A 24404-nucleotide genomic window follows, 5' to 3' on the forward strand; every position below is an offset into this window, starting at 1 on the left:
CACCCCAACCCCTCTCCCGCATGCGGGAGAGGGGCTTCTGTATCCGGCGACGTGAAGGTCGGAAGCTGCAGGTAATGTCTCCGCAACCAACGGCACCTGCAGGAGCGGCGTAAGCCGCGAAGCTGATGGCGTAGTCGTCATGTTGGTGCAGTTGGCGCCGTTGTTGGCGCCGTTGCCGTTGTTGAAGCCAACAGCGAGAAGCTGCCCTCACCCCAACCCCTCTCCCGCGCGCGGGAGAGGGGCTTTGTATCCGGCGACGGGAAGGTCGGAAGCTGCAGGCTGTGTCTCGGTAACCTGCGGCAGCTGTAGGAGCGGCGTAAGCCGCGAAGCAGATGGCGTATCAGCCACAAATGCTCGGTGGTACTGCCACCGCTCCAATCAACGCGGCCGCTTCACCGCATACACCCTGCCGTCGTTGCCGCCGCCGCAATAGAACAGCTCGCCGCCATCGCCTTCCAGGCCACTGACGCTGATCCCGTCCGGCATCTGCAGGCGTTCCAGCACCGCGCCGGTATCGGGCTGGACACGACGGATGTCGCTCTGCCCGGCCTCGCCAGTGGCATGCCAGAGTTCGCCATCCACCCACGACACGCCGGTGACGAAACGGTCGGATTCGATGGTGCGCAGGATGGCGCCATCGGCGGGATCAATCTGGTGGATTTTCCGCTGGCGGTATTGGCCTACCCACAGGCTGCCCTCCGCCCATGCCATGCCCGAATCCGTGCCACCGCCGGGTGCGGGAATCGTCGCCAGCACCTCACCACTTCGCGGGTCGATCTTGTCGATGCGCGCCTCGGCGATCTGCCAAAGATAGGTGCCGTCGAACGCCGTGCCTGCGTCACAGGGCAACGCCAGGCTGCGCACGGGTTCGCCACTACCCGGATCGAAGGCCACCAGGGCGGCACCCGTGGCAGCCCAGACGTTTTGTCCGTCGAAACTGACGCCGTTGACGGTGTCCGAGCCGGCAAACGGGCCGTACTCGCGAATCACCTCGGCGGGTCGAACCTTGCCTGCCGCCATGGCAGGGTCGAGTGCTTGTGTGTTCATCGCTGCAATCTCCTGGCATGTCCGTGTTTGGCTGCCTGGCAATCAAACTAGTCAATCGGTAGCGCAGCAGGGAGTAACAAGATCGTCGTGAATCCGCCCAGCGGCATCGCCCGCCAGCGCTGCGCGCGGCCACGCCCTTGCGCATACACGCGCCCTGCCGCCTCCAGTTCCAGCAGCGCCCGTTGCACATTGCGTTGGCTGCTGCCCAGGGCCAGTCCCAAGGCCGACGAAGACCAGGCCGCGCCATCGGCAAGCAGCGCGATCACTGCAGCCAGTTCCCCTTCGATCGGCGGCACCAGCACCCTCACCACGCTGGCGCTGCGGGGAGACAAGCGGAAACCCACAGGCGTCGCTTCAATGTGCGCCTGCACCGTGATGAGCCTGCGCAGGCGGCCGATCTCCACCCGCAACCGTGCCCGCAGCGTGTCGTCGTAATGACGCATGCCGAACGCACGCATGATCAGCACCTCGCGATCCACCTCGGCCGGCCAGGCCGCGGCCAGCGCCCGAGCAAGCGCGAGCAACACCGGCCGCCTCGCCAGTGACAACCAGCAGTCACCTATCCTGATGCCGCGCCGGCAAGCGTCCACGATCAGCGCGCCCGACTCCAGCAGCGCCTGTACCTGATCGATGCACAGCAGCTGATCGATACCGTTGCCAAGACAACGTGCCGCGGGCTGGTCCAGCTTGAGCAAGGCTTGGTCCACCTCCACCCGTAATGCGGCAATGCCTGCACCTGCGGCAGCGCTACGCGCATGCGCGAGGGCCGTGCGTGCCTGGCCGATCCGCATCCGTCGCAGGGCCAGCGTTGCCGCCGTCAATCCGGCCATGGCAGACAGCGCCGCCGGCAGTGGCTTGCTCTCCAATCGCGCCAACGCATCCGCGGCCTCCTGCAACCTGCCCAGCAACAGCCATCGCCGCGCGAGAATCAGCCAGGCCTGCAGCGCATTGGCATGATCGCCGCGCGCGTCCAGCACCCTTGCAATGGCAATCAGCGGCTCGGCGTTACCGCCGAGCTCACGCAATGCCAGCGCCACTTCGGCCTCGGCCAGCTCACAGCGCGCGCGCGCCACTACTTCGTGCCCGCCGAAGCCACGCCGCGCATTCCGCAGCAGTTCTCGCGCGCGCGGCAAATCACCCAGTTGGGCCATGGCGATCCCGCGCAGCGCCAGCGCTGGCGGATCCTCGCGCAATGCGACGTGCTTGAGTGCGGTCAGAACGTCGCCGGTGGCAAGGGCACGCGCGGACGCGGAGATCAGGGAGTCCATGGGTGCAGGCTAGCCGCGGTCGTGCGCGGATGCACTTGTTCGGCGCAGCACCGCGAGTGACGGCTGGACCGTTGTGGGGGGCCGATGGGCAGTGCCCCCCCATTGCGCCGCCTGCGTGGCGCGGCGTAATCGCCAGAAGTCCCGGCGCAGCCCCCGCGCGTGCGCTGGTGGAGTTCGGCATGCAGACACCCTGATCTTGCCTCCCTGGATGCCGTCACAGGTTTCGCCGCCCCTGCAGGGCATCCGCGCCGGTACTCGCCGCAGCGGGGGCCCTTCACTGATCAGCGGTCCGTTCAGGCCTGGCATTGCTGGACATGGACGCCGTAGCGGCAAGCCGCGGGCGCCGAACTGGCTGAGCGGGGGCGGCAGAGCGACGGGCCAGCAGGAAATGATAATGATTCCCATAACCTCCATTCAGGCAGGCGCCCTTCCGTCGGTTCAGCCCGCTCGCCGCGGTTTGGTGCGCCGCAATAGCCGTGGGCGTAGAATGGAGCTCTTTTTCAACCAACAACGATTCGGAGTCAGCGCAATGGGCCTGAAACTGGTCTCGCCGGGCAAGAACCCGCCGGAAGAAATCAACGTCATCGTCGAGATCCCGAAGGATTCGGAGCCGGTGAAGTACGAAATGGACAAGGAAAGCGGCGCGATGTTCGTCGACCGCATCCTGTCCACCCCGATGCGCTACCCCTGCAACTACGGCTTCGTGCCGCAGACCCTGTGCGGCGACGGCGACCCGGCCGACGTGCTGGTGGTGCTGCCGCTGCCGCTGGTCCCGGGTTCGGTGGTGCGCTGCCGTCCGGTTGGTGTGCTGAAGATGAGCGACGAAGCCGGTAGCGACGAGAAGATCCTGGCCGTGCCGGTTGCCAAGATCTTCAGCGGCTACGCCCATGTCGAAGATATCGCCCAGGTGTCCAGCCACTGGCTGGAGCGCATCGGTCACTTCTTCGAGCATTACAAGGACCTGGAGAAGGGCAAGTGGGTCAAGATCGAAGGCTGGGGCGATGCCGCTGAAGCCAAGCGCATCCTGAGCGAAGCCCACAAGACCTACCTCGCCACCCAGGAACAGGACGTCTGATTGCGCCCGCGCACGGTCGTAACACCCGGCCCTGCGTAGCGACAACCATCACGTTTTTCTCGTAGAGGGCATGACCCTTTGCCAGCGATTAGCTACATTGACAGGCCGGTTTCCGGCCTGTTTTTTGTTCGGATTTTGCGTTTTGTCCAAGGGGAAGTGTCTTGCGAATCCTGTTAGTCGGCGGCGAAGCCAGCCTGTCGGCCGAGCTGCTTGAGTACATCGGCGATCTCGGCGACGAGTGGGAAGTAGAGTCGGTCCCGGACGGCAGTGCCGCCATCGTCGCAGTGTCTTCCGCCACGATCGATGCGGTCATTGTTGCGCCGGTTCTGCCCGACCTGGCCCCGGCCACCCTGCTCGGCCAGATCCGGACCCTGCGTCCGGAAACCATCCGCATCGCCCTGATCGACGGCGACAACAGCCAGCGCGTGCCATCGGCGCGCATCATCGGTGTCGCCCACCGCTTCCTGCCGCTGCCGCTGCCACCCGAGATCCTGCTCGAGGCGCTGACCAGCCTGGAAGAACTGCGTGAACTGCTGGACAGCCCGCGCCTGCGCCAGGCCATCGGTCGCATCGAGAAACTGCCCTCGCCGCCGCACCTGTACCTGAGCCTGATGCACGCGCTGGAAGAGGACGAGGAGAGCAACGCGGCGGAGATCGCCAAGCTGGTTGCAGCCGACCCGGCCATTGCCGCCAAGGTGCTGCAGCTGTCCAACTCCGCGTTCTTCAACAATGGCCGCGCGATCTCCGATCTGCGCGGCGCGGTGACCCGCCTGGGCATGGCAACGCTGCGTGACCTGGTGCTGGCCAGCGAAGTTTTCGCCCTGCCCGGCATGTCCGGGCCGGATCGCAACACCATGCAATCGCGTGCCCTGCTGGCCTCGCGCCTGGCCGCGAAAATGCTGCCGTCCGCCAGCGCCGAGCTCGGCTCGACCGCGGCATTGCTGGCCGACATCGGCCTGCTGCTGCCGGGTGTGCGCGACGAGCGCCAGCCCGCCGAGGCCGACGAAAGCCGTCCCGGCCATGCGGAAGCCGGTGCCTATCTGATGGGCTTGTGGGGCCTGCCGATGCCGATCATCGAGGCGGTCGCCTTCCAGCTGCAGCCAGGCCGTTCCAATGTGCGCAGCTTCTGGGTGGCCGGTGCCGTCCACGTCGCCACCGCCCTGGCCGCTGGCACCGCGGTGGATGAGCAGTACCTGGCCAATGTCGGCGTGTTGCCCAAACTCGAACAGTGGCGTGCGATCGCCGACGAGATGATGGGCCTGAGCGTGGACGCCTGAGCCAGCGTCGCATCGGCACGCATGACCAGCAGTGAATGACAACGGCCGCCCAGCGGCCGTTGTTGTTTTTGCAGGGCGCACCCGGTTGCCGTGCCGTGCGTTGTGCAGCGCGCCCCCGCTCCCCCGGGCTGCGCGCGCCTACCCGGGCCAGGCAACACACCAAAAAGAAGGGTGGGCCTTTCGGCCCACCCTTCGTCACGCATCACAGTGCTTCAATGGATCAGAAGCGCTGGGTGTACTTCATGTACAGGAAACGGCCGATGTCGAAGCCGCCGTAGTAGGCGAAGTCGCTGTTCGGAGCCGAGTACTGCAATGCACCGCGGTGGTTGAACACGTTGTTCGCGCCCACTGCGATGGTGGCATCCCACGGCGCCTTGTAGCTGACCTGCAGGTCGTGGAAGGTGTTCGAACCGGTGGTACGCAGCGGAGCCTTCTCACCGTTCTCATAACGGTTCGGCAGGTCACACCAGCCCTCGGCCTTGGAAACGCAGGTTTCCTTCATGCCCGAGTAGTAACGCGCGGTGTAGTTCACACCGAAGTCGCCGTACTCCCAGTTCACGCCCAGGTTCGAGCGCACGCGGAAGATACCCGGCGAACCAACGTTGCCGACGATGATGTTCTGGCCCTTGCTGTTCTGGCCGACTTCGTCGTACTTGGCGGTGTAGGTGGTCTGCGAATCGATCGAGATCTGACCGAACGACATTTCCGGCAGACGGTACTTCACACCCAGGTCGTAACCTTCGGTTTCCATCTGACCCAGGTTGGCCAGGCCGTAGAACATGTCGCTGATGTGGCCATCTGCAGCACGCACGACGTTGGCGCAACGGCTGTTGTCGCCCAGCACGTAGCAGTCACGCAGGATGCGGTTGACGCTGTCGGAGATGATCATGTCCTTGATCTGGTAGTTGTACCAGTCAAGCGAGATGTCCAGACCCTGCACCCAACGCGGGCTCCACACAACACCAATGGTCTTGCTGGTCGAGGTTTCCGGCTTCAGCGCCGGGTTGGAACCGGAGATGAACTGGTCCGGCGTCTGGCACGGGTAGGTGGTGCACGGGATCAGACCCTGGCCCAGCTGGGTGTAGCCCAGCGGCACGCCAGCAGCATTACATGCTGCATTGCCGTTGACGCTGCCCGGTGCGCCGATGCCGCACGGATCGGTGTACTTCTCGAAGCTGCCACCGATGCCGCCGTACATGTTGTCGACCGACGGAGCGCGGAAGCCTTCAGCGTAGGTACCACGGACCAGCAGTTCATCCAGCGGACGCCAGGTCACGCCGAACTTGCCGTTCACGGTGTCGCCGAAGTTGCTGTAGTCCGAGTAACGGCCAGCAACGTTGATGGTCAGTTCCTTGGCGAAAGCCATGTCGGCCAGCACCGGGATGTTCAGTTCGAGGTAGACCTCGTCCAGATCATACTTGCCGTTGGTGGTGCTCTGCGGCAGGCCGGTGTACTCGCCCGACTGCATGAACGCGTCCGGCACGAAGCGGCCTTCTTCTTCACGGTGCTCGACACCGATGGCGAAGCCCAGGTCACCGGCCGGCAGGGTCACGATCGAACCCGCCAGGTCAGCGGTGAACGAGGTGGTCTTGGTGACGCCGGTGGTGGTGAAGGTCGGGAACAGGAACTCCTGCAGGTCCTTGTTGTCCAGCGAACCCGGGCCAGCAACGCCGGCCGGCAGCAGCGGGTTCCAGGCAAGGCAGCCAGCGATCGGCTTGGCAGCAGTGCCGCAACGGGCAACGCCGTCAGCGTCGATGAACGACTGGCCCAGGGCCTGACGTGCAGCAATCAGGCTCATGTCGCCGTGGTTGCTCTTGGTCGATTCGTTGCGGTTGAACAGCGCACCGACATTCCAGTCGAAGGACTTGCCGGCGAAATCGAAGAAGCCGCTGATGGTCGGCGCGAAGCGCAGGGTCTTCAGCTTGCTTTCGGTGGTACGCGGCATTTCCCACAGGCGGCGACGGAACTCGACGTCCTGGCCGATCGGGTTGAATGCGCTGTTGCCAGCCAGCGGGGTCTCGAAGGACTGCGACTGGTACGGGTAACCGGCGATCTGCTGGTCGGTGGAGCGCTCGTTGTACAGGATGTCGGCATTGAACGACACGTTGTCCGTGAAGTCATAGGTGCCATTGACGTACACCGACTTGCGCTCGATGCCGGTCTGCAGGGACATCTGCTGGTTGGCGTTGGCGTACTCGCCCGGGGTCAGCGGGTGGTAGTCGTTTTCGTTGGTCGGGTTGCCACCCGGGTTCAGGGTCTGCCAGATGACGGTCGGGCCGTCCTTCTTCTGCAGGCAATCGCCGAATACGCGCGGATCACACCACACGCCGTTCGGGCCGATCGGGCTCAGGTCGGCAGCAGTGGTGTTCGGGCCCTTGCCACCGTTGCGCGAGAACCAACGGTCCTTCGCCATCACCGGATCCTGCTTGGAGTACTCGGCCGACAGGGTCAGGCTGCCGCGCTCGCCAGCCGAACCCAGGGTGAAGGAATACTGGTTCAGGTCACCGTCGCCTTCGCCGTACTGGCCGATATAGACGTTGGCTTCAGCGCCGTCGAAGTTCTTGCGGGTGATCACGTTGACCACGCCGGCGATGGCGTCCGAACCGTAGATGGCCGAAGCGCCGTCCTTCAGGACTTCAATGCGTTCGATGGCCGACATCGGGATCTGGCTCAGATCCTGGTAGCCGCCCGAGGTAGCGCCCAGGCGCTTGCCGTTCATCAGCACCAGGGTGCGGTTGGCGCCCAGGTTGCGGATATCGATGTAGTAACCACCGACGTTCTCGCCCGAAGCCAGCGACTCCGAACGGGAGATTGCCGGGGAGCCGGCCGAGGTCATGTTCTGCAGCACGTCGGCGACCGAGGTGAAGCCCTGCTTTTCCAGGTTCTCACGGCTCAGGGTCAGGATCGGCTGCTGGGTTTCCATGTTCGCGCCACGAATGCGCGAGCCGGTGACTTCCAGGCGGTCCAGCGTGGTGGCGCCGGCAGCAGCTTCCTGCGCCGAAGCAAAAGACGGGGTCAAGGCAATAGCAATGCCGGCCGGGAGCAAGCCCAACCGCACTGCAGAATTACGAAGCTTCATCAATCTCTCCAAAGAGCTAAACAAACGACAAAGTTAGCGGTGTGTTAAACACCCCTGAACGTTACGTTCGTACTGCCGCCTTGGTTTTGCGCAAGCCATCCTTAAACTTTGCCGAATCTGGCTTCAACGCCTCCGGCGTCTCGCGGTACTGCGTGGCCGATGCGCCAAAACGTGCACGAAATGCACGTGCAAAGCTGCAACAGTTATCAAAACCGCTGGCAGAGGCCACTTCACCGATCATCATGTCGGTATCACGCAACAGCATCGCCGCGCGCTCCAGTCGCAGCCGCGCCGACAGGGACTGCGGGCTTTCTTCATACAGGCTCTGGAAAGTCTTGGACAGGTACCAGCTGGAGAAGTTCGTCAGCTCGGCCAACTCACCAATGCGTACGACGCGGTGGCTGTTGCCTTCCAGATACATGCGCGCACGCTGCATGCGACCGAACACCTGCCGCTTGCGGATGCGCGAACGCCCGGGGCAACGCTGCACCGTACCGGCGAGATCACGTTGCAACGAAGCAAGATGCAGCAGCAGCGGACGCAGCTGGTGGATGGTTGAACCCGGTGCCTGCGCCTCGCGCCATAGCCGCAGCGCCAAGCGCGCCTCGCCCAGGCTCATGCGGCCGCGCCCGGTATACACGCTGCAATCGGCCAGCGTGCCCAGCATGCGCAGCGCGTCGGTATCCAGGCTCACGCCAATGCAGATGCCGTCCCGGCCCGCCTGGATCAGCGGCCGCGATTCTTTCTCGAAGGCAATCCATTCGCGCTGACGCAGGCGGAACTTTCCTTCCTTGGATTCCACCCAGGCAGTACCGCGCAGCTGCAGCCATACCGTGAATACCGTGCCCGAGGTCTGCAGGCTGCCCAGTCGGGCCACGCCGACACAGGCTGGCCGCGGGCCATCCTCCGCAGGCTTTTCAAACGAAACCGACTGACCACGATCCACCCACGAAACCTGCCGCATGTCGCACACCATCGTTTGCTCTTATTGAGCGAACGTTTTGCCAACTTTGGCGATGTGGGTCAGGAAAGTCTGGCGAGATTGCTGCGAATTCTTCCCGATATGGCCTACGAAAAACTTACGAAACCAAATTTCCCTATGGTGACAACCACTTGGCCAAGCCCATCACCCGCCGCGGCGCACGCTGCGGAACCCGCATCATGCCGATATCGGCGTTGTCGGCGGTGGCCAAGGCGATGAAAACAGCACTGCCGTCCGGCGCCAGGCTCAGACCATTGCCGGCGCTGAAGCGCTTGGCATCCAGGCACTGGCTGGCACCGTCGCCGGCAATGGCGGTCAACCGGCTGCTGCAGTTGCGGCTGATCTCCTGGTACTCCACTGCACCATTGGCGGCCACGGCCCAGGTCCGGTAGCGCCAGCGGCTGGGCAATTCGGCGTGCACGTTTTTCACGCTGTCCTGCGCCAGATTGGATGCAGCCTGCCAGAGCCCACCACTGGCCAGGCGCGTGAACAGCACCCGCTGCGCGGCGCGGTCATAGCGCACCTGCGATACCCCTTCCAGCGATGCCAGGCGCTTCCACGGTTGTTGCCGGCGATCAAACAGGGTCAGCGCCATTCGCTCATCATCCCCGCGCTCCACCACCAACAGCGTATCGGGCGTGGGGCCATACACCGCCTGCAGCGGTTCCCGCACAGGCACCGCCAGCTTCACCCAATGACCTTCTTCCGGTGCCACCTCGTAGATGCCCGGCACACCGTCGGCATCACGGCCGGTCACCAACAGGCGCCGCCCATCCTCGGACCAGTCCATGGGCTGGCGTGCTTCAGGGCGCACGCCCTCGATCATCTGCAGCGATGCCGGCTCATCCAGACGCGCCCACCACAGCGCGAACGCACCGGAACGGTCCGAGGTGAACGCCAGCTGCGCGCCATCGGGCGACACCATCGGCTGGCCATCGCGCGCGGACGATGCAAACAGACGCTGCGGCGGCGCGTTTTCGTCGCCGAGTGGAATGCGGAACAGGCCGAACTGCGGCTGGCTGCGCACGAAGGCCAGATTGCCACCACCCCGCGACACCGCCGGGCTCTGCGCGTTGTCGATGCCCATGTCACGCAGTGCGCGCGTGGCCACATCCAGGCGATACAGGCGCGCTTCGCTGTCGATGCGACGACCAAACACCATCTCGTCCGAGCCCAACCAACTCCAGCCACGAATCTCGGCTGCGTCGTCGGTCAAACGCTGCGCATTGCTGCCGTCGGCATCCATCACCCACATATCCCCTACCTGGGGATTGCGCACGAAACCGATCTTTTTCCCGTCTGGCGAATAGCGCGGCGCATAGTCGAAGTCGTCGCTGCCCATCTCATAGCGCAGCGATGACCAGCGTCCCGATGCCAGATCCAGGCTGCGGATGCCGCGGCTGGCATAGCGCCCGGTCATCGACCCAAACAGCAGGCTCGCCCCGTCGGGGGCCCAGTCGAAGCTGAGCATGTCCGTGCCATCACAACGCGTGGCGCGACGCAGCCCGGTGCCGGTGGCCGATACCACCAGCACCTCGCAGTCGCCCTGTGGCAGGAATCGCGCAAAGGCCACATTGCGGCCATTCGGTGACCATACCGGGAAGCGATCCAGGGCGCCGGCAGGCGGCGTCAGCAGCGGCGTCGCGGTTGCATTGCTCACGCTCTGTATCCACAAGCTGGAACTGTTGTCCTGTTCGCGGGCGAACACCACCAGCGCGCCGTCGGGCGACAGCGAAGGATTCACCTCCACGCCTTCGGTCGCCGTGATCAGGCGGTAGGGACGCGCAGGACTGCCCACTACCCGATTGCCTTCGACCACCGTTGCGTCCGTCTGCGACGGCGCATCACGGCCCCACAGCAACCAGGCCATCATCAGCGTGCTCAACAACAAGGCGACACCGATCGCCAGCAAGCCGTAACGGCGCACCTTGCGCCGCGTATGGCGCGCGCCATCGTGCACAGGCGCCAGCGGCACATCCACACCCGCTGCGTCAGCCTCCTCGGGCGCATCGGCAACCGCGGCGTCCGGGCTCGATTCCCAGGCAACCGGGGCCAGCAGGCGGTAGCCGGTTTTGGCGATTGTTTCGATATAACTTGCGCCTTCGCCTGCTTCGGTTGCAGCGAAGGCCTTGCGCAGCTGGGTAACCGCCTGGGTCAGCACGTCGTTGGTCGGCATGGTGTCCGGCCAGACCTCGGCAAACAGCTCGTCGCGGGTCACCACCTGCCCAGGTCGACGCGCAAGCACCAGCAACACCCCCACCGATTTGGGCGTGAGCCGTTGGGTTCTGGATGTTGCTGGCTGGTGCACCTCGCGGGAGGAAAGCACCACCAGACACTCACCGACACGCAGTCGGTCAGAGCTTGGTTTTTCGATGAAGTTCGTTGCCATCGCGGTCGTTCAAAATCGCTGGCGGACACGCATCCTGTGTCCAGCTGTCGGGGCCCATGCCCTTCCAAGCCGCCAAGTTCCGCAAAAGGCATCAACGCACAGAGCAAATGTTTTTTCTGGAACCAATATTACTCTAACCGGGTTCCCCACGCGCCCACGCGTGGATGACATCAGGCTCTCTCTCGCCGACGTAATTACATAATCCGCTACATGATTCGCGCCGTACGGCGCGATTTTTTTATCTAGCGTTCAGTTTTCTCGGCTTTGTAAATGGTCAGGCCGACCAGCCGCGAAACCACCAAAGCAACGTACATAACGCCTGCAAACTGCTCCAGCATCACCAATGCACGGGCCTGCGGATGCACCGGCACGACATCACTCAAGCCTACCCCTGACAGCAAGCTGAAGCTGAGATAAAGCAGCTCTACCCAGCTTCGGAAATCGCCCTCGCTGGTGGCCACAAAACTGCCCGGATACACGTGCTGGCAGACTGAATAGGCGAACGCGAACGCCCACGCCAGCAGCGTAAACGTGGCGCCTGCCGCGAACAGCTCATCACGCGTCACCTTGTGATCCTGCAGCATGTAGGCGATCAAGCTGCAGGAGGTATAGAAATACAGCAGGCATTCGAATGCCTGCGCCACCGCGATCAGCGAATAACGCCCGAGCAAGGCCCCGGCGATCGAGAACACCACCGCCGGGATCGCCAGCGTCAACGCCAGCCACAGCAACAACGGGCTGCGCCTTACCACCCACACCGCCAAGCCCAGCACCAGCATGCCGAATACGCCGAACAACGCGCGCCCGGCGGGCATGTGCTCCATCGCCGGGTACAGCAGTACGCCAAGCAGTTGCACCGCCAGCAGCCACGCCGACGGGTGCCGGCGCGCCATCACGATCCATCTCAAGCGCGATTGCATATGCTCTTTCAGTGCCTCAGTGCCGGTGGCGAACGCTGCTGTTGCTGCATTGCGCGTGGGCGGGAAGATCAGGGAGCAGGATTGGCCGACATTCCAGCGCGATACGGATAGGTGGCAAAGATCGCCGCCACCGCTGCGTCAATCCGCTCGCCCCGCTGCTCCGGCTTGACCCGCCCTACCGTGCCCACCGCGACACCTTCCCAGACCAGGCGCTTCTGCCGTGCATCGACGACATCCACGTTCAATGTGCCCTCGGTGTACTGGCGCACGTCGGTGCGGTCACGCCAGTACGGCACGGCAACATAACCACGGGCGCGATAGCTGTAGTAATAGTCGTAATCCACTTCCGGCATCGTGGTGACCTGGGTCTTGTCCTGCAGGTAGGCGTTGAGGTTCACCCACAGGTCCGGATTGGCTTCATCGAACCGATAACCGCGCGCCTCCATCTGCGTGCGCACCGCGGCGCGGATGCGGTTGCTGGTGATGGTGGTATAGCCGTGCTGCTCGAGCGCCAGCGGCGTGAAGAACGCGAAACTGCGGTAGCGCGAGAAATCCGCACTGGGATCGGCCTGGCTGGCGACGCGCGGTGTACTGGCGCAGGCGCCCAGCAGGAGCAGCGTGGACAGGACGAAAAACAGCGAAACAAAGCGAAGTTTCATGGCCTACCCCTGGTGTGGACGGCTGCACGCTAGCACGTCCGTCCTCCGTGTGGCGTCAAGCATGGGCCAGGGCACCCGCGCAGGTGCCCTGGCCCGCTGGCGGGGCTATTCGGCGCGGTAGACCTGGCCGCCTTCGGCCAGGAACTGCGCGGACTTCTCGGCCATGCCCGCCGCCAGCGCCTGCGCCTCATCAACCCCCTGCTCGGCCGCGTACTCGCGCACGTCCTGGGTGATCTTCATCGAACAGAAATGCGGGCCGCACATCGAGCAGAAGTGGGCCAGTTTGTGCGCGTCCTTGGGCAGGGTTTCGTCATGGAATTCCTTGGCCTTCTCCGGATCCAGGCCCAGGTGGAACTGGTCCTCCCAGCGGAACTCGAAGCGCGCCTTGCTCAGTGCGTTGTCGCGAACCTGTGCGCCGGGATGACCCTTGGCAAGGTCAGCGGCATGGGCGGCGATCTTGTAGGCCATGATGCCGTCACGCACGTCCTGCCGGTTGGGCAGCCCAAGATGTTCCTTCGGCGTCACGTAGCAGAGCATCGCGGTGCCGTACCAGCCGATCATCGCTGCACCGATCGCACTGGTGATGTGGTCGTAACCCGGCGCGATGTCGGTGGTCAGCGGCCCGAGGGTATAGAACGGCGCTTCACCGCATTCGTGCAGCTGCTTGTCCATGTTCTGCTTGATCAGATGCATCGGCACGTGGCCGGGGCCTTCGATGATGGTCTGCACATCGTGCTTCCAGGCGATACGGGTCAGTTCACCCAGCGCTTCCAGTTCACCGAACTGGGCGGCGTCATTGGCATCGGCGATGCAACCCGGGCGCAGACCGTCGCCAAGGCTGAAGGACACGTCGTAGGCCTTCATGATGTCGCAGATGTCTTCGAAGTGCGTGTAGAGGAAGTTTTCCTTGTGGTGCGCCAGGCACCACTTGGCCATGATTGAACCACCGCGCGAGACGATGCCGGTCACGCGTTTGGCGGTAAGCGGCACGTGTCGCAGCAGCACCCCGGCGTGGATGGTGAAGTAGTCAACGCCCTGCTCGGCCTGTTCGATCAAGGTGTCGCGGAAGATCTCCCAGTTGAGCTCCTCGGCACGACCATCCACTTTCTCCAACGCCTGGTAGATCGGCACGGTACCGATCGGCACCGGCGAATTACGCACGATCCACTCGCGCGTCTCATGGATGTGCTTGCCGGTGGACAGGTCCATCACCGTGTCGCCGCCCCAGCGGATCGCCCACACCAGCTTCTCCACTTCCTCGGCGATACCCGAGGACACCGCGCTGTTGCCGATGTTGGCGTTGATCTTGGTGAGGAAATTGCGGCCGATGATCATCGGCTCACACTCGGGGTGGTTGATGTTGTTCGGCAACACCGCGCGGCCCCGCGCGATTTCATCACGCACGAATTCCGGGGTGATGATTTGCTGAATGTTGGCACCGAAACTCTGCCCCGGATGCTGCGCGAGCAGACCGGCATCACGCACCGCGTCCAGCCGCTGGTTCTCGCGGATGGCGACGTACTCCATCTCCGGGGTAACGATACCGCGGCGCGCGTAATGCATCTGGGTGACGTTGGCGGTACCAATCGCGCGGCGCGGCAGCGTGCGGCCGGGGAAACGTACGGCATCGAGTTTGGCATCGTGTTGGCGACCGCGGCCAAACTCGGAACTGAGCCCGGCCAACTGCTCGGTATCACCGCGCTCCTCGATCCAGGCGCTGCGCACCGCTGCCAGCCCCGCTGCCAGATCGATGGTGGCCTGCGGATCCGTATACGGGCCCGAGGTGTCGTACACGGTAATCGGATGGTTCTCCTCGCCGCCAAACAGGGTTGGCGTGCGGGTCTGCGCGATCTCGCGCATCGGCACCTGCAGGTCCGGGCGCGAACCGGCGACGAAGATCTTGCGCGAGCCGGGAATCGGCCGGGTCACCGACTCGGAAAGTTGCTGGGCCTGTTGCTGCAGGCTGGGCTGTGCATTCATGGGCATTCGTCCTGTCTATCCACACGCGGGGTGCGAAGGCCACGCGAGGGATTCGCATGACGGAACGAAGCGAAGGCGCACGCTGCCAAGTCCAGGCCCATCACGGGCTCATCGACTGGCAGCACACAAAGCTTCCCTACGCCGGTATGAACCGGATCAGGTTCGAAGGGTATGTCTCAACCGCAGCCCCAAGGCTGCGGTACCCCCGCTTCGGGCGCTATTAGACCTGCAAAGCCCCGCAAATCCAACCCATCTGCTGTCAGCGCACAGGATCCTCGGGTATCCCCCCCGCGCCGGGCACGGCGATGCTGAAGGGTGCCTGTGCCGGATTGCGCAAACGCATGACACCTTGTTCGTTGACGTTGATCATCAGGTCGCCTTCCGCCGAGAACGCCAGACCACCGGGCTTGTGCAGGCCGCCCGGTAGCGCACCCGCCCTGTTGCCGACCTGATCCAGCGCACCTGCTATCACGCCAGCCTTGCCATCCAGCCCGATCCGCAGCACCGTGTTGTTGCCCACGTCGCTCAGATAGACATTGCCCTGCGCGTCCACCTCGATGCGCTCGGGGCGACACCATACCCAGCTGCAACTCGCAGCCGATAGCGCCTCCCGCTCCGCGCTGCTTTTGGCTTGTGCGTAAGCGAGCTCATACGCTTTCTCCAGCGGCCGCTCCGCAACGTGGAACAGCATGCGGTGCAAACCACTTTCCGGGTCGATCCGCCAGACCGCATTCTCGTCCAATGCATACACATACCCATCAGGACCGACCGCGATGTCCTTGTAGATCACGGTTACGGCCGCGCGGGTGACCCGTTGCAGCTCGCCTGACGGAGCGATCACGTCCATCGGCCGGTGTTCATCGGAGGCCAATGTGGTGACCTGGCCCGAGCGCAGATCCAGGCGCCGCAGACGCACGTCACCGCTGCCAACGTAGGGGGTTTCATCCAGCACGTACAGCACGTTGCGCGCTTCATCCAGTGCGATGTACTTCGGCTCGTAGAAGCTGGCCCTGGCAAAGTCGCCATCGGCGCGAAACGATTCCGAATAGTTGCCGGCCAGTGTCTGGACCACCCCGTCAGGCCGTACTGCACGGATCCGCGCACTGCCACTATCGGCAACGTATACCGTTCCGTCGCGCGCCCTTGCCAGATCCGTGGGATAGGTGAAACGCGCTTCAAGCCGCGGGCCATCGCTGCGGCCCTTCTTGTCGTTCCCCGCCCACAGCGCTGCGTTCCCATCGCGATCGACCTGGAACAACGCGTTATCCAGTCTGGCGACATAGAGCGTGCCGCCATCGGGCAGCATGACAATGCTGTCGTCAAGCGAGGCCGGCAGTTTGGCCGACCTGCGTTTGTCGGTATCGCCACCTTGCCACCATGCCGAAGGCGGCGCATGTCCTGCAACCAGTGCCAGCCGACCGTCCGCTCCCAGCGTAAACAGCGCGCTTCCACCGTCAATCGCCAGCACGATGCGCCCCTTGCCATCGACAGCCACCGCGTCGATCCGGCTGTCACCATAGCCGCGATCATCCCCCGCCGCTGGCAATGCCAACAGCGTCGTGAACTCCGCTGAGCGCGGCTCAAAGCGCAGCAGCCGGTGGCGATCAATCAGCAACGGCCGCCCCTGCGGATCAATCGTCAAACCACTGAAATCCACCGGTGCCGCGTCCCTGGGCCGCGAAGGCATCGGCGGCAGGCTGCCACGTCCGGAAAACGGTACCTGCCCGATCAGCGCGGCTACCGGGCCACTGGCCGGCGGCTGGACGAGGTAGTCGGCCGGCGGCGTCCACTCGGGTACGTCCAGGCTGCCCATCACCTCGGCACGGTCGTCATGCAGGCGGAACAGCAGCTTGCCGTTGATGCCCCACAATTTTCCGTCGGCTGCCGCGGCGATCTTGCGCAGCATGATCATCTGCCCGGGTTCCCACATGCGTGCCTTGCCTTGCGTATCGATCACCAGGGTGCGCTCGCGGTAGCTGCCGCTGTCGGCGACCCAGACGCGCCCCTTGGCATCGACCGCAATGCCCGACGGATCAGGTAGCAGTGGCGCTTCCGGCGCAACGGGAGCAGCAGTCTGGCGGCTTTCGGCAGGAAGTGACGGCGGCGATGGCGGCGCGGGGGCGACCACAATGTCCACAGATCCGCCAGCACCCAAGGCAGGGGCCTCCGCCATCGGCTCGCCCTTGCGAAGCTGCAGCGCGGTGATCCGGCCCTTGGCATCCACCGCGCGCAATCCCTTGACCCGCTGCTCGACCACCAACAGGCGACCGTCGGCCAGGCGGGCCAGTTCAGACGGGCGCGTCAGCTGCTGTGCGTCGCCGCCGGCCGCCATCGGATTTGCCGTGCCGGGCTTCCCGATGATCGTGGTGACAATCCCATCCTGGCCGATCCTGCGCAACGCATTGCCTTCGGCATCGGCTACCAGCAGTGCGCCATCCTTGTCGCGGTAAGGCGTCAGCGTTCCCATGAAACGAGCGTCCAGCGCAGGACCGTCCGAATTTCCATAGGAGCCTGCCTGGCCCATTTCCCATTGCAGGACCGAGTGTTCACTGGCCCCCACTGCTGCGGCCAGCATCAGCGGCACGACCAGCAGCCATCGCGTCGACCTGGCCGACATCGCGCTCTTCAACGCATCCATTGCATCGTCTCCGTGTTCGGCTGGCAGAACAGTTCACTCAACTGCGAACGTAGCGGTTCAAGGTCCATCCGTGCGTGCACATCCAGCAGCGATACGGATGCCGTGTCTCCCGCATTGAGCACCGCGAGCAACCGCGAGTCGGGCGAGAACGCGACCTTCATCGGCCAAGCATCGGTTTGGAAGACGTGCGTCAGCAGGCCGCTGTCGCGCGCCACCACCATGGCCAACGCATTCTTGGGAAAGGTCAGCGCCAGTAGACGGCCATCGTCACTCAAAGCGATGTTCCAGGTAGTGACCTCATCGCAGAAGCGATAAGCGCGCAGCGGCGACAGCGTAGCGGCCGCGTAGTCGACGACGCCGTCTTCGTATAGCGCGACGAGATTGCCATTGTTCCGATCGACCGCCAGATCGTAAGGCGACGCCCCGCTTTCGATCAGCGCACTGCGCGAACGCTTCGCGGTATCGAACACCTCGATGCCGTCGCCGAAGATGCTGTTTACGTAGAGGTGACGCCCATCGACAGCCATCGTCAGCGCAAGCTGCCTTCCGAACGACAGGTTGCGCGCATCGCCGCCTTCCAAGGGAAGCGCATCAGCAACCACCTCGCCGGTAGCGGCATCCACCACCGACAGGGAATTGGCAACGCCGTTGAACACCCACGCCTGCGCACCATCGGGAGTCAATAACAGCGGCTGCGGAAAGCGCTGCAAGGGGGTGCTCCACAGCGCCTGCCCGCTGCGCAGATCGAAAGCAGTCAGTGCATTGATGTTCCAGGAACTGACATAAGCGCGCTGACGCTGTGCATCGACGGCAATACCCGCCGCACCGCTGCCACGGCAGAAGTTGTGTGAGCAGCCGTCACCTTCCGGCGCTTGCCATCCGCCATCACCGAACCTGCGCAGAACGCTTCTGCGTGCAACATCGACTACGACAACCGTGTTGTCTTCGTTCTCGGTGACATAAAGTTGCTGCCCATCGGCGGAGAACACCATATCGGCCGGGCCCGCTCCAACCGCAACCCGTGCGCCCGTCGCGAACTCGGGTGATGCTTCACCCGCGCCAGCCGCGAGGCTGGCAATCAGACATGCCGAAAACACCATGATCCGTGGCATTGAAACAACGTGGGACATCGCGCGACTCCGAAAGGGAATGGTGCAAGTCCGGCCGATACGCATCGTTGCTGCATATCGTCTACCGTCCATGGCTGCGCCATTCTAGCCCCACCTGCCGCTTGGCGGGGTCAACCGTCCAGACCCGCGGCCACGCAACGGAAACATCCGCCGTGGGCATCACGATGCCGAGCGCGACCATGCGCTGCGAACCACCCTGTACGGGCCGAACTCAATAGCCTGCCGCCTGGCCATCCTTGCGGCTCTCCGATGCACCGTAGTAAACGTCGCTTTCCGGGTCGCGCATGATCGCCTGGTAACCACCATAAGGGCCATCGGCGAACGTCACCCGGTGCCCCTTGCGCATCAGGCCACGCACGCTTTCCCAGCTGAAGCCGGTTTCCAGATTGATCTCACCGCCATCACTCATCACGGTGGCCTGCCCGGTTGGTTCGGTCGAGCCTTCATGCTGGATGCGCGGCGCGTCGCCGGCCTCCTGCAGGTTCATGCCGAAGTCGACCAGGTTCATCACGATCTGCGCATGCCCCTGCGGCTGCATCGCACCGCCCATCACGCCAAAGCTGGCGAACGGCTTGCCGTCCTTGGTGATGAAGGCCGGGATGATGGTCTGGAACGGGCGCTTGCCCGGCGCATAGCCATTGGGATGGTCCTTCTGCAGGACAAACATCTCGCCGCGATCCTGCAGGATGAAACCCAGCCCCGTCGGTGCCATGCCGCTACCCATGCCGCGGTAATTGGACTGGATCAGTGACACCATCATGCCGTCGGCATCAGCCACGGTCATGTAGATGGTGTCGCCCTCCTCCAGCTGCCTGGGCGTGCCCGGCTGTACTTCCTTCAAGGCCTTGTCCATCGAGATCAAGCTGCGACGCTGTGCAGCGTAGTCCTTGGATATCAGTCGCTGTACAGGCGCCGGCGAGAATGCCGGGTCCGCGTAGAAACGGGCGCGATCGGCGAAGGCCAGTTTCTTGGCTTCAACGAACAGATGGATGTGCTCGGCCGAGCCGAATGGAATCTTCGAGAAGTCATAACCTTCCAGCACATTGAGGATCTGCAGCGCTGCAATCCCCTGGCTGTTGGGTGGCAACTCCCACACGTCGTAGCCGCGATAGTTGCTGCTGACCGGCTCCACCCACTCGCCTTCATGGGCGGCCATGTCTTCATAGCTCAGATACCCCCCATTGGCCTTGAAGTAATCGCCAATACTGCGGGCGATTTCTCCTTTGTAGAAGGCATCGCGACCACCATCGGCTATTTGCTGCAAGGTATTTGCCAGGTTTGGATTGCGCCACATCTGGCCCTTGCGCGGCGCATGCCCGTCGAGGGTGAACTGTTCCTTGAAGCCCGGATACTGCGCCAGCTTCGGCACCGAGCGGTCCCAATAGTAGGCAATGACTTCCGCCACCGGGTGCCCTTCGCGCGCATAGGCGATTGCCGGTGCCAGATTCTCAGCCATCGGCTTGCGCCCGAAGCGCGCGTGCAATGCGAACCAGCCATCCACCGCGCCAGGCACCGACACCGGTAAAGGCCCGGTCGCGGGAATCTCCTTCAGGCCGCGCCGCTGGAACTCCGCCAGAGTCAGCGAGCGCGGCGAGCGGCCCGAACCATTGTAACCATGCAGCTTGTGCGTCTTCGGGTCCCAGACAATGGCGAACAGATCGCCGCCAATACCGTTGCCGGTAGGCTCCATCAAACCCAGCGCCGCATTGGCGGCGATGGCTGCGTCCACCGCCGAGCCGCCATCTTTCATCACGTCCAACGCGATCTGCGTGGCCAGTGGCTGCGACGTTGCCGCCATCGCGTGCGGCGCAATCACTTCGGAGCGGGTCGCAAATTCGTGACCGGTAACACGGTCTGCGGCACACGCAGCCGCTGATACCGTGGCGAGGGCAAGCAGAAGCGCAGTACGCAGCATGGCAGGTGACCGGCAGGAGAATGCCGGGAAGATAGCTCTTACGCACGTCTTACGCACGTCTTACGCCGCCGCCGTATCTAGTCCGCTGAAACAAACCACCCGTCGCTGCAGACCCGCGCCGGGTACACAGGTTCTTCCACAAGGGGCTCTTCAATGCAAATGCGATCCAAGCGCCATCAAGGCGGTTTCACTCTGGTCGAAATGGCCGTGGTGCTGGTCATCATCGGCGTGATCATCGGTGCGGTGATGATCGGCCGCGACGTCCAGCGCAATGCCGAATACACGCGCATCAAGCAGAAGTACGTCGATCAATGGGTCGTGGCCTACAACAGCTACCACCAACGCTTTGGTGCCCCCGTCGGCGACAACCAGGCCGCGCCGCGCTTGATGGTCGCCGGCAAGGAATACGACATCGACATGGCCAACAACACCGCCACCAAGGGTGCGATCTGCAATGGCTCGGCGTCGACCAAGAGCGACCAGCCGGTATCGGCTGCCTCGCAGGACGGTGACAAGCTGCGTGACTTCATGCGGGGCGCCGGCATCAGCTTGCCGCCGGGCCGTGGTGAGGGTTTTGAAGACCGCTATGTCTATCTGGATACCAACGGCAACCCGCAGGAGATCCAGGTCTGCTTCCAGTGGAATCCGGCAGAGACCGCCTCCGGTGCCGGCAATGTGATGGTCCTTTCCGGCCTGACCCCGGATCTTGCCCGTTCGCTGGACCAGATGATCGATGGCAAGCCCGATCCGCAGTCCGGTGCGTTCCGTCAGGTGGGCCTGAACAAGCGCAGCGTCGGCAGCAATGCCGATGCCGAGAGCATGGAGTGGAAGGGCAACAACACCAACAAGTCGGGTTCGGCCGGCTCGGCCAACTCCAACGTCGCCGGCGGTGGCGATGACACCGACCAGATCATCACCCTGGTCGCCCACTACAAGATGAATCAGTAATCCCATGACCATCGCCTCCATGCTGGGCCGGCTGCGCCGGTCACGACGTCTCTCCCTGACGATCTTTGCGGTGACCCTGCTGGCCCTTGTGGTCACCGCCGTGTGGTTCATCTCCGCGCGCAGCAGCCTGGCCCGCGCCTACGACCAGCTCAGCAACAGGAACGAGCTGCTGTCGCAGGCCCGGATGGCCCAGCAGGAGGCGCAACTGAAGGTCGACAACGCCAACTCCGCCCGCCAGTTGCTGGATCAGCTCGCCGATCTGGGCATGGAACCCATTGGCTGGGGCGAGCGATTGATAAACCTCAATCAAAGCCAGATGTCGCGCGTGGATTCGGATGCATTGCTGGGCGGCATAGCGCCCAGCCCGGATCGCATCTTTGGCGCCGACGTCTTCGAGCTTTCGGTCACCGACCCGAGCGAAGGGCTGTTCCATCTGCCCACCACCTTGTCCGATCGCCCGCCGGCACCTTTGTCGCTCACGCTACGTGGGAGCCTCCTTTTCCGCACCGCGACCGGTCCATTGGCGTCGAACGCCCCGGTGCCCCCGCCACAAAGCACGCCCGGAGGCGCGCAGCAATGAGCATGCACAGCATCGTCCAGCTAGCCGGGCGCTGGCTTTCCTTTGGCCAGGACAGCGTCGCCATCAGCGAGACCCGCCCGCGGCTGGAAGGTCCCGCGTGGCTGTTCGCCGAATTCGAAGGCGGCAATAGCGGGGTCATGTCGTTGGAAGGCAGCTCCGCCCATGCCGTAGCCCTGATCGAGAAACGCCTGCGTGCCGATGGTCTGATCGATGGCGATGCCAAGATCCTGATCCACAAGAACCGCTCGATGGGTGCCGGCTACCAGACCTTGTATACAGCGGTTCCGCTGGATACCTGGCAGCAGAGCTATGCATGGGCCGAAGCCCAGCCGGACCACTGCCTGCTGTTGCCGATCACCTCGCTGATGTGGCGCACGCTGAAGCCGGGTGAAGGCCTGATCGTGCACTGTGGACGGCAGATGAGCGTACTGGCGCTGCGCAAGCACGACATCATCCATCGCGCATCGATGGCCTACAGCGAAGATCCATCCGACCTGTCAATGACCGCCAGCGCACTTGCCCAGCAGGTTGCAGACGATCTGTCGCGCAGCGACGAGGAACGTGATCCATTGCTGTTCCGCTGGTGCTCGTTGTTGCTCCCGGCTTCCGAAGCGGAGCAGACACCGCTCAATGAGCGGCTTGCCGAGATCTTCTCGATCGCCACCGGCAGCCAGGTCAAGCAGGTGCCCATGCACATCTATCGCGATGAGCACGGCCAGTCCTGGTCCAGCGGCATTGCCTGGATGCGCACGCAGGCATCCTCGCGTGATGCGGTGAACCCCTTGCCCAGCCGCGCGGCGTACCTCGCCGAATGGGCCCTGCCAATGGCATCGGCCGCATCGCTGGTCATTGCCATTGCATTGGGTGCGTTGGGTACCCGCTGGATGCTGGCCGCGCACGGTGCCAACGAACGCAGCGAAGCCATCAGCCAGGAAATCAGCACACTGGAGCAGGAGGCCCGCCTGCTCGCCGACAAGGCAAACATGCCCGCCGGGCTGGATGGTGCCCTGCAGTTCGTCAGCAAGGCCAAGGCATTGACCGATGGCATCGATCCGGTAACCGGACTGGAATCGGTGCGCAGGGCTGCACAGGACGAGGTCCGCATCCTGCGCGTACGCGTCGAGCAGCCCGCCCCAGGCCAGGCCAATGCAGGTCCGCCGCGCATGCTGCGCGTGGATGGCATGGTCGATGCGGACCGCGGCACACCTGGCATGCAGATCGCGGCCTTCGTTGAGCGCCTGCGCCAGGAGGGCTTCGATCCAGTGCCGCTGGATCCGCAATCCGGTGGTGCAACGCGTGCCGGTGGCGGGGTCTTCTCCTACCTGCTCAAGACCACCACCCCAACCAGCGCCGACGCAGTGACGGAGCCCACCACGTGAAGAAGAAATACATCGCAATGACGGCCCTGCTTTGCTGGCTTGCGGTCTCCGGCTGGCTGGCCTCCATGGTCGTCGCCAAGCCAGCGGTCCTGTTCATTGGCAACAACGCCGAGGAGAGCGCAGAAGCTGCACGCCTGCGTGCCTCCCTGCAACGCAACAAACTGGTACTGGAAACGGCAGCAACACTGCGACCGCAGCCGCGCTTCGAGGGTAGCCAACTGATCGCGGTACCGGACAGCCCTGCAGCGGGTAGCGCGAGCCCCGCCAGCAATGGCGTGGCAGATGCCGATACCTTGTCCCTCGTGCCGGCATCGCTGTCGCTGGTGGTCACCGCGGACGGTCGCTCGACCGCGATCATCAACGGCATGCCGGTTCGCCAGGGCGCGCGGCTGGACGATGGCACCCGCGTGCTTGCCATCGGCAGCAACTGGGCGCGTGTGCGCAGCCCCGCTGGAGAGGTAAGCACCTTGCGTGTGCGCCACATCGGCCAGTCGCCTGAAGCCGCCGGAGCCAGCCGATGAATCCCTACGTCAAGATCGGCGCGATTGCCGGCAGCATGATCCTGGTGGGGGTGCTCCTGACCGTGGGACTGCGCAAGACCAGCAATGCCCCGCTCGCAGCGCCAGCCGCGACAGCGGCAACAGCAACAGCCAGCGATAGCGCCCCCCCGCCCACCGCTACCGCTGCGGAGATCACGCCGTCCGCCACCGCGACCGCAGCACCGTGGGAGACCGGGCCGCATGCACGCACCACCGCCCCGGCCCCGGCGGCCGCCACCCGCATGCCACCACCATCGCCGCCAACCTCCTCGAATGCGCAACTGCGCACGGCCATGGAGCAGATGGATCGGCAGATGACCCAGAACGAAGTGCAGGCACAGGCTTTGCTGCGGCAGCTCGATACCGCCCAGGCGACCGGCAATCTTCCTCCCGGCATGAACCCCGAAGCGGCTCGCAGCAACATCCGCATCGCCATCAGGGCCCAGCAACTCGGGCGGGAACTGGTGAGTGTCAGCCAGCAGCCAGATACGCCAGGGCGTCAGCAGCGCATGGCGCAGATAAGCAATGAGCTGATCACCCTGCGCGAGAGCCTGCGCTATGACGTCAACCAGCCCATCGCGGCCAAGCCGACGCCCTGA

At 64.0% G+C, this 24404-nt stretch carries 18 protein-coding genes and 1 riboswitch; of the genes, 7 read left to right on the forward strand and 11 right to left on the reverse strand.

Annotated features, from left to right (window positions below; all coding sequences use genetic code 11):
- Positions 1-378 precede the first annotated feature (378 nt).
- Positions 379-1047 (reverse strand): glutaminyl-peptide cyclotransferase, encoded by a 669-nt coding sequence (locus ACVOLQ_RS11060; protein WP_481528036.1) that lies wholly within the window; start codon positions 1045-1047, stop codon positions 379-381.
- 47 nt (positions 1048-1094) lie between these two features.
- Positions 1095-2315 (reverse strand): tetratricopeptide repeat protein, encoded by a 1221-nt coding sequence (locus ACVOLQ_RS11065; protein WP_481528037.1) that lies wholly within the window; start codon positions 2313-2315, stop codon positions 1095-1097.
- Positions 2316-2844: 529 nt separating this feature from the next.
- Between ACVOLQ_RS11065 and ppa the strand changes: the two genes are divergently transcribed.
- Together ppa and ACVOLQ_RS11075 are read left to right on the forward strand one after the other, a co-directional pair.
- The gene (gene ppa / locus ACVOLQ_RS11070) at positions 2845-3390 is read left to right on the forward strand and encodes an inorganic diphosphatase (protein ID WP_313173520.1); all 546 of its coding nucleotides are present in this window, start codon (positions 2845-2847) and stop codon (positions 3388-3390) included.
- 161 nt (positions 3391-3551) lie between these two features.
- Positions 3552-4667 (forward strand): HDOD domain-containing protein, encoded by a 1116-nt coding sequence (locus ACVOLQ_RS11075; protein WP_313493889.1) that lies wholly within the window; start codon positions 3552-3554, stop codon positions 4665-4667.
- A gap of 220 nt (positions 4668-4887) precedes the next feature.
- On the opposite strand, the gene ACVOLQ_RS11080 is transcribed toward ACVOLQ_RS11075, so the two are convergent.
- The 9 genes from ACVOLQ_RS11080 to ggt form a co-directional block, all read right to left on the reverse strand.
- Positions 4888-7746 (reverse strand): TonB-dependent receptor, encoded by a 2859-nt coding sequence (locus ACVOLQ_RS11080; protein WP_313173522.1) that lies wholly within the window; start codon positions 7744-7746, stop codon positions 4888-4890.
- 61 nt (positions 7747-7807) lie between these two features.
- Positions 7808-8710 (reverse strand): helix-turn-helix transcriptional regulator, encoded by a 903-nt coding sequence (locus ACVOLQ_RS11085; protein ID WP_313173523.1) that lies wholly within the window; start codon positions 8708-8710, stop codon positions 7808-7810.
- Positions 8711-8843: 133 nt separating this feature from the next.
- Positions 8844-11117, reverse strand: coding sequence for a winged helix-turn-helix domain-containing protein (locus tag ACVOLQ_RS11090; protein ID WP_481528038.1), 2274 nt, complete (start codon positions 11115-11117; stop codon positions 8844-8846).
- A gap of 242 nt (positions 11118-11359) precedes the next feature.
- The gene (locus ACVOLQ_RS11095) at positions 11360-12037 is read right to left on the reverse strand and encodes an ion channel (RefSeq protein WP_313173525.1); all 678 of its coding nucleotides are present in this window, start codon (positions 12035-12037) and stop codon (positions 11360-11362) included.
- A 68-nt stretch (positions 12038-12105) separates the two neighbouring features.
- On the reverse strand, positions 12106-12696 hold the full coding sequence (locus tag ACVOLQ_RS11100) for a DUF4136 domain-containing protein (protein WP_313173526.1): 591 nt from the start codon (positions 12694-12696) through the stop codon (positions 12106-12108).
- 105 nt (positions 12697-12801) lie between these two features.
- Positions 12802-14676, reverse strand: coding sequence for a phosphomethylpyrimidine synthase ThiC (gene thiC / locus ACVOLQ_RS11105; protein WP_481528039.1), 1875 nt, complete (start codon positions 14674-14676; stop codon positions 12802-12804).
- 115 nt (positions 14677-14791) lie between these two features.
- Positions 14792-14893: riboswitch (TPP riboswitch) on the reverse strand.
- 42 nt (positions 14894-14935) lie between these two features.
- Positions 14936-17314, reverse strand: a complete 2379-nt coding sequence (locus tag ACVOLQ_RS11110) for an NHL repeat-containing protein (protein WP_481528040.1) — start codon at positions 17312-17314, stop codon at positions 14936-14938.
- On the reverse strand, positions 17302-18444 hold the full coding sequence (locus ACVOLQ_RS11115; protein ID WP_481528041.1) for a YncE family protein: 1143 nt from the start codon (positions 18442-18444) through the stop codon (positions 17302-17304). Before ACVOLQ_RS11115 ends, ACVOLQ_RS11110 begins: the two co-directional genes overlap by 13 nt.
- A 211-nt stretch (positions 18445-18655) precedes the next feature.
- Positions 18656-20359 carry a gamma-glutamyltransferase gene (gene ggt, locus ACVOLQ_RS11120; RefSeq protein WP_481528042.1) on the reverse strand — a complete coding sequence of 568 codons (1704 nt, stop codon included), beginning with the start codon at positions 20357-20359 and terminating at the stop codon, positions 18656-18658.
- Positions 20360-20512: 153 nt separating this feature from the next.
- On the opposite strand from ggt, the gene ACVOLQ_RS11125 reads away from it, so the two are divergent.
- The 5 genes from ACVOLQ_RS11125 to ACVOLQ_RS11145 are packed head-to-tail and all read left to right on the forward strand — an operon-like array spanning position 20513 to position 24404.
- The gene (locus ACVOLQ_RS11125) at positions 20513-21307 is read left to right on the forward strand and encodes a prepilin-type N-terminal cleavage/methylation domain-containing protein (RefSeq protein WP_313173532.1); all 795 of its coding nucleotides are present in this window, start codon (positions 20513-20515) and stop codon (positions 21305-21307) included.
- Between the two features lie 4 nt (positions 21308-21311).
- Positions 21312-21887, forward strand: a complete 576-nt coding sequence (locus ACVOLQ_RS11130; protein ID WP_481528043.1) for a hypothetical protein — start codon at positions 21312-21314, stop codon at positions 21885-21887.
- Entirely contained in the window at positions 21884-23266 is a 1383-nt protein-coding gene (locus ACVOLQ_RS11135; protein ID WP_481528044.1) for a hypothetical protein, read from the forward strand. The genes ACVOLQ_RS11130 and ACVOLQ_RS11135 overlap by 4 nt, the downstream gene beginning before the upstream one ends.
- Positions 23263-23787, forward strand: a complete 525-nt coding sequence (locus ACVOLQ_RS11140; protein WP_481528045.1) for a hypothetical protein — start codon at positions 23263-23265, stop codon at positions 23785-23787. The genes ACVOLQ_RS11135 and ACVOLQ_RS11140 overlap by 4 nt, the downstream gene beginning before the upstream one ends.
- Positions 23784-24404 (forward strand): hypothetical protein, encoded by a 621-nt coding sequence (locus ACVOLQ_RS11145; protein WP_481528046.1) that lies wholly within the window; start codon positions 23784-23786, stop codon positions 24402-24404. The genes ACVOLQ_RS11140 and ACVOLQ_RS11145 overlap by 4 nt, the downstream gene beginning before the upstream one ends.

Source organism: Stenotrophomonas sp. STEN031, from assembly GCF_056759975.1.

Excerpts from the sequence above, each read along its gene's own strand:
- ACVOLQ_RS11060 (WP_481528036.1), bottom strand. The coding sequence starts at position 1,047 with ATGAACACACAAGCACTCGACCCTGCCATGGCGGCAGGCAAGGTTCGA.
- ACVOLQ_RS11115 (WP_481528041.1), bottom strand. The coding sequence starts at position 18,444 with ATGTCCCACGTTGTTTCAATGCCACGGATCATGGTGTTTTCGGCATGT.
- ACVOLQ_RS11095 (WP_313173525.1), bottom strand. The coding sequence starts at position 12,037 with ATGCAATCGCGCTTGAGATGGATCGTGATGGCGCGCCGGCACCCGTCG.
- thiC (WP_481528039.1), bottom strand. The coding sequence starts at position 14,676 with ATGAATGCACAGCCCAGCCTGCAGCAACAGGCCCAGCAACTTTCCGAG.
- ACVOLQ_RS11065 (WP_481528037.1), bottom strand. The coding sequence starts at position 2,315 with ATGGACTCCCTGATCTCCGCGTCCGCGCGTGCCCTTGCCACCGGCGAC.
- ACVOLQ_RS11090 (WP_481528038.1), bottom strand. The coding sequence starts at position 11,117 with ATGGCAACGAACTTCATCGAAAAACCAAGCTCTGACCGACTGCGTGTC.
- ACVOLQ_RS11145 (WP_481528046.1), top strand. The coding sequence starts at position 23,784 with ATGAATCCCTACGTCAAGATCGGCGCGATTGCCGGCAGCATGATCCTG.
- ACVOLQ_RS11130 (WP_481528043.1), top strand. The coding sequence starts at position 21,312 with ATGACCATCGCCTCCATGCTGGGCCGGCTGCGCCGGTCACGACGTCTC.
- ggt (WP_481528042.1), bottom strand. The coding sequence starts at position 20,359 with ATGCTGCGTACTGCGCTTCTGCTTGCCCTCGCCACGGTATCAGCGGCT.
- ACVOLQ_RS11100 (WP_313173526.1), bottom strand. The coding sequence starts at position 12,696 with ATGAAACTTCGCTTTGTTTCGCTGTTTTTCGTCCTGTCCACGCTGCTC.
- ppa (WP_313173520.1), top strand. The coding sequence starts at position 2,845 with ATGGGCCTGAAACTGGTCTCGCCGGGCAAGAACCCGCCGGAAGAAATC.
- ACVOLQ_RS11125 (WP_313173532.1), top strand. The coding sequence starts at position 20,513 with ATGCAAATGCGATCCAAGCGCCATCAAGGCGGTTTCACTCTGGTCGAA.
- ACVOLQ_RS11085 (WP_313173523.1), bottom strand. The coding sequence starts at position 8,710 with ATGCGGCAGGTTTCGTGGGTGGATCGTGGTCAGTCGGTTTCGTTTGAA.
- ACVOLQ_RS11080 (WP_313173522.1), bottom strand. The coding sequence starts at position 7,746 with ATGAAGCTTCGTAATTCTGCAGTGCGGTTGGGCTTGCTCCCGGCCGGC.
- ACVOLQ_RS11135 (WP_481528044.1), top strand. The coding sequence starts at position 21,884 with ATGAGCATGCACAGCATCGTCCAGCTAGCCGGGCGCTGGCTTTCCTTT.
- ACVOLQ_RS11110 (WP_481528040.1), bottom strand. The coding sequence starts at position 17,314 with ATGGATGCGTTGAAGAGCGCGATGTCGGCCAGGTCGACGCGATGGCTG.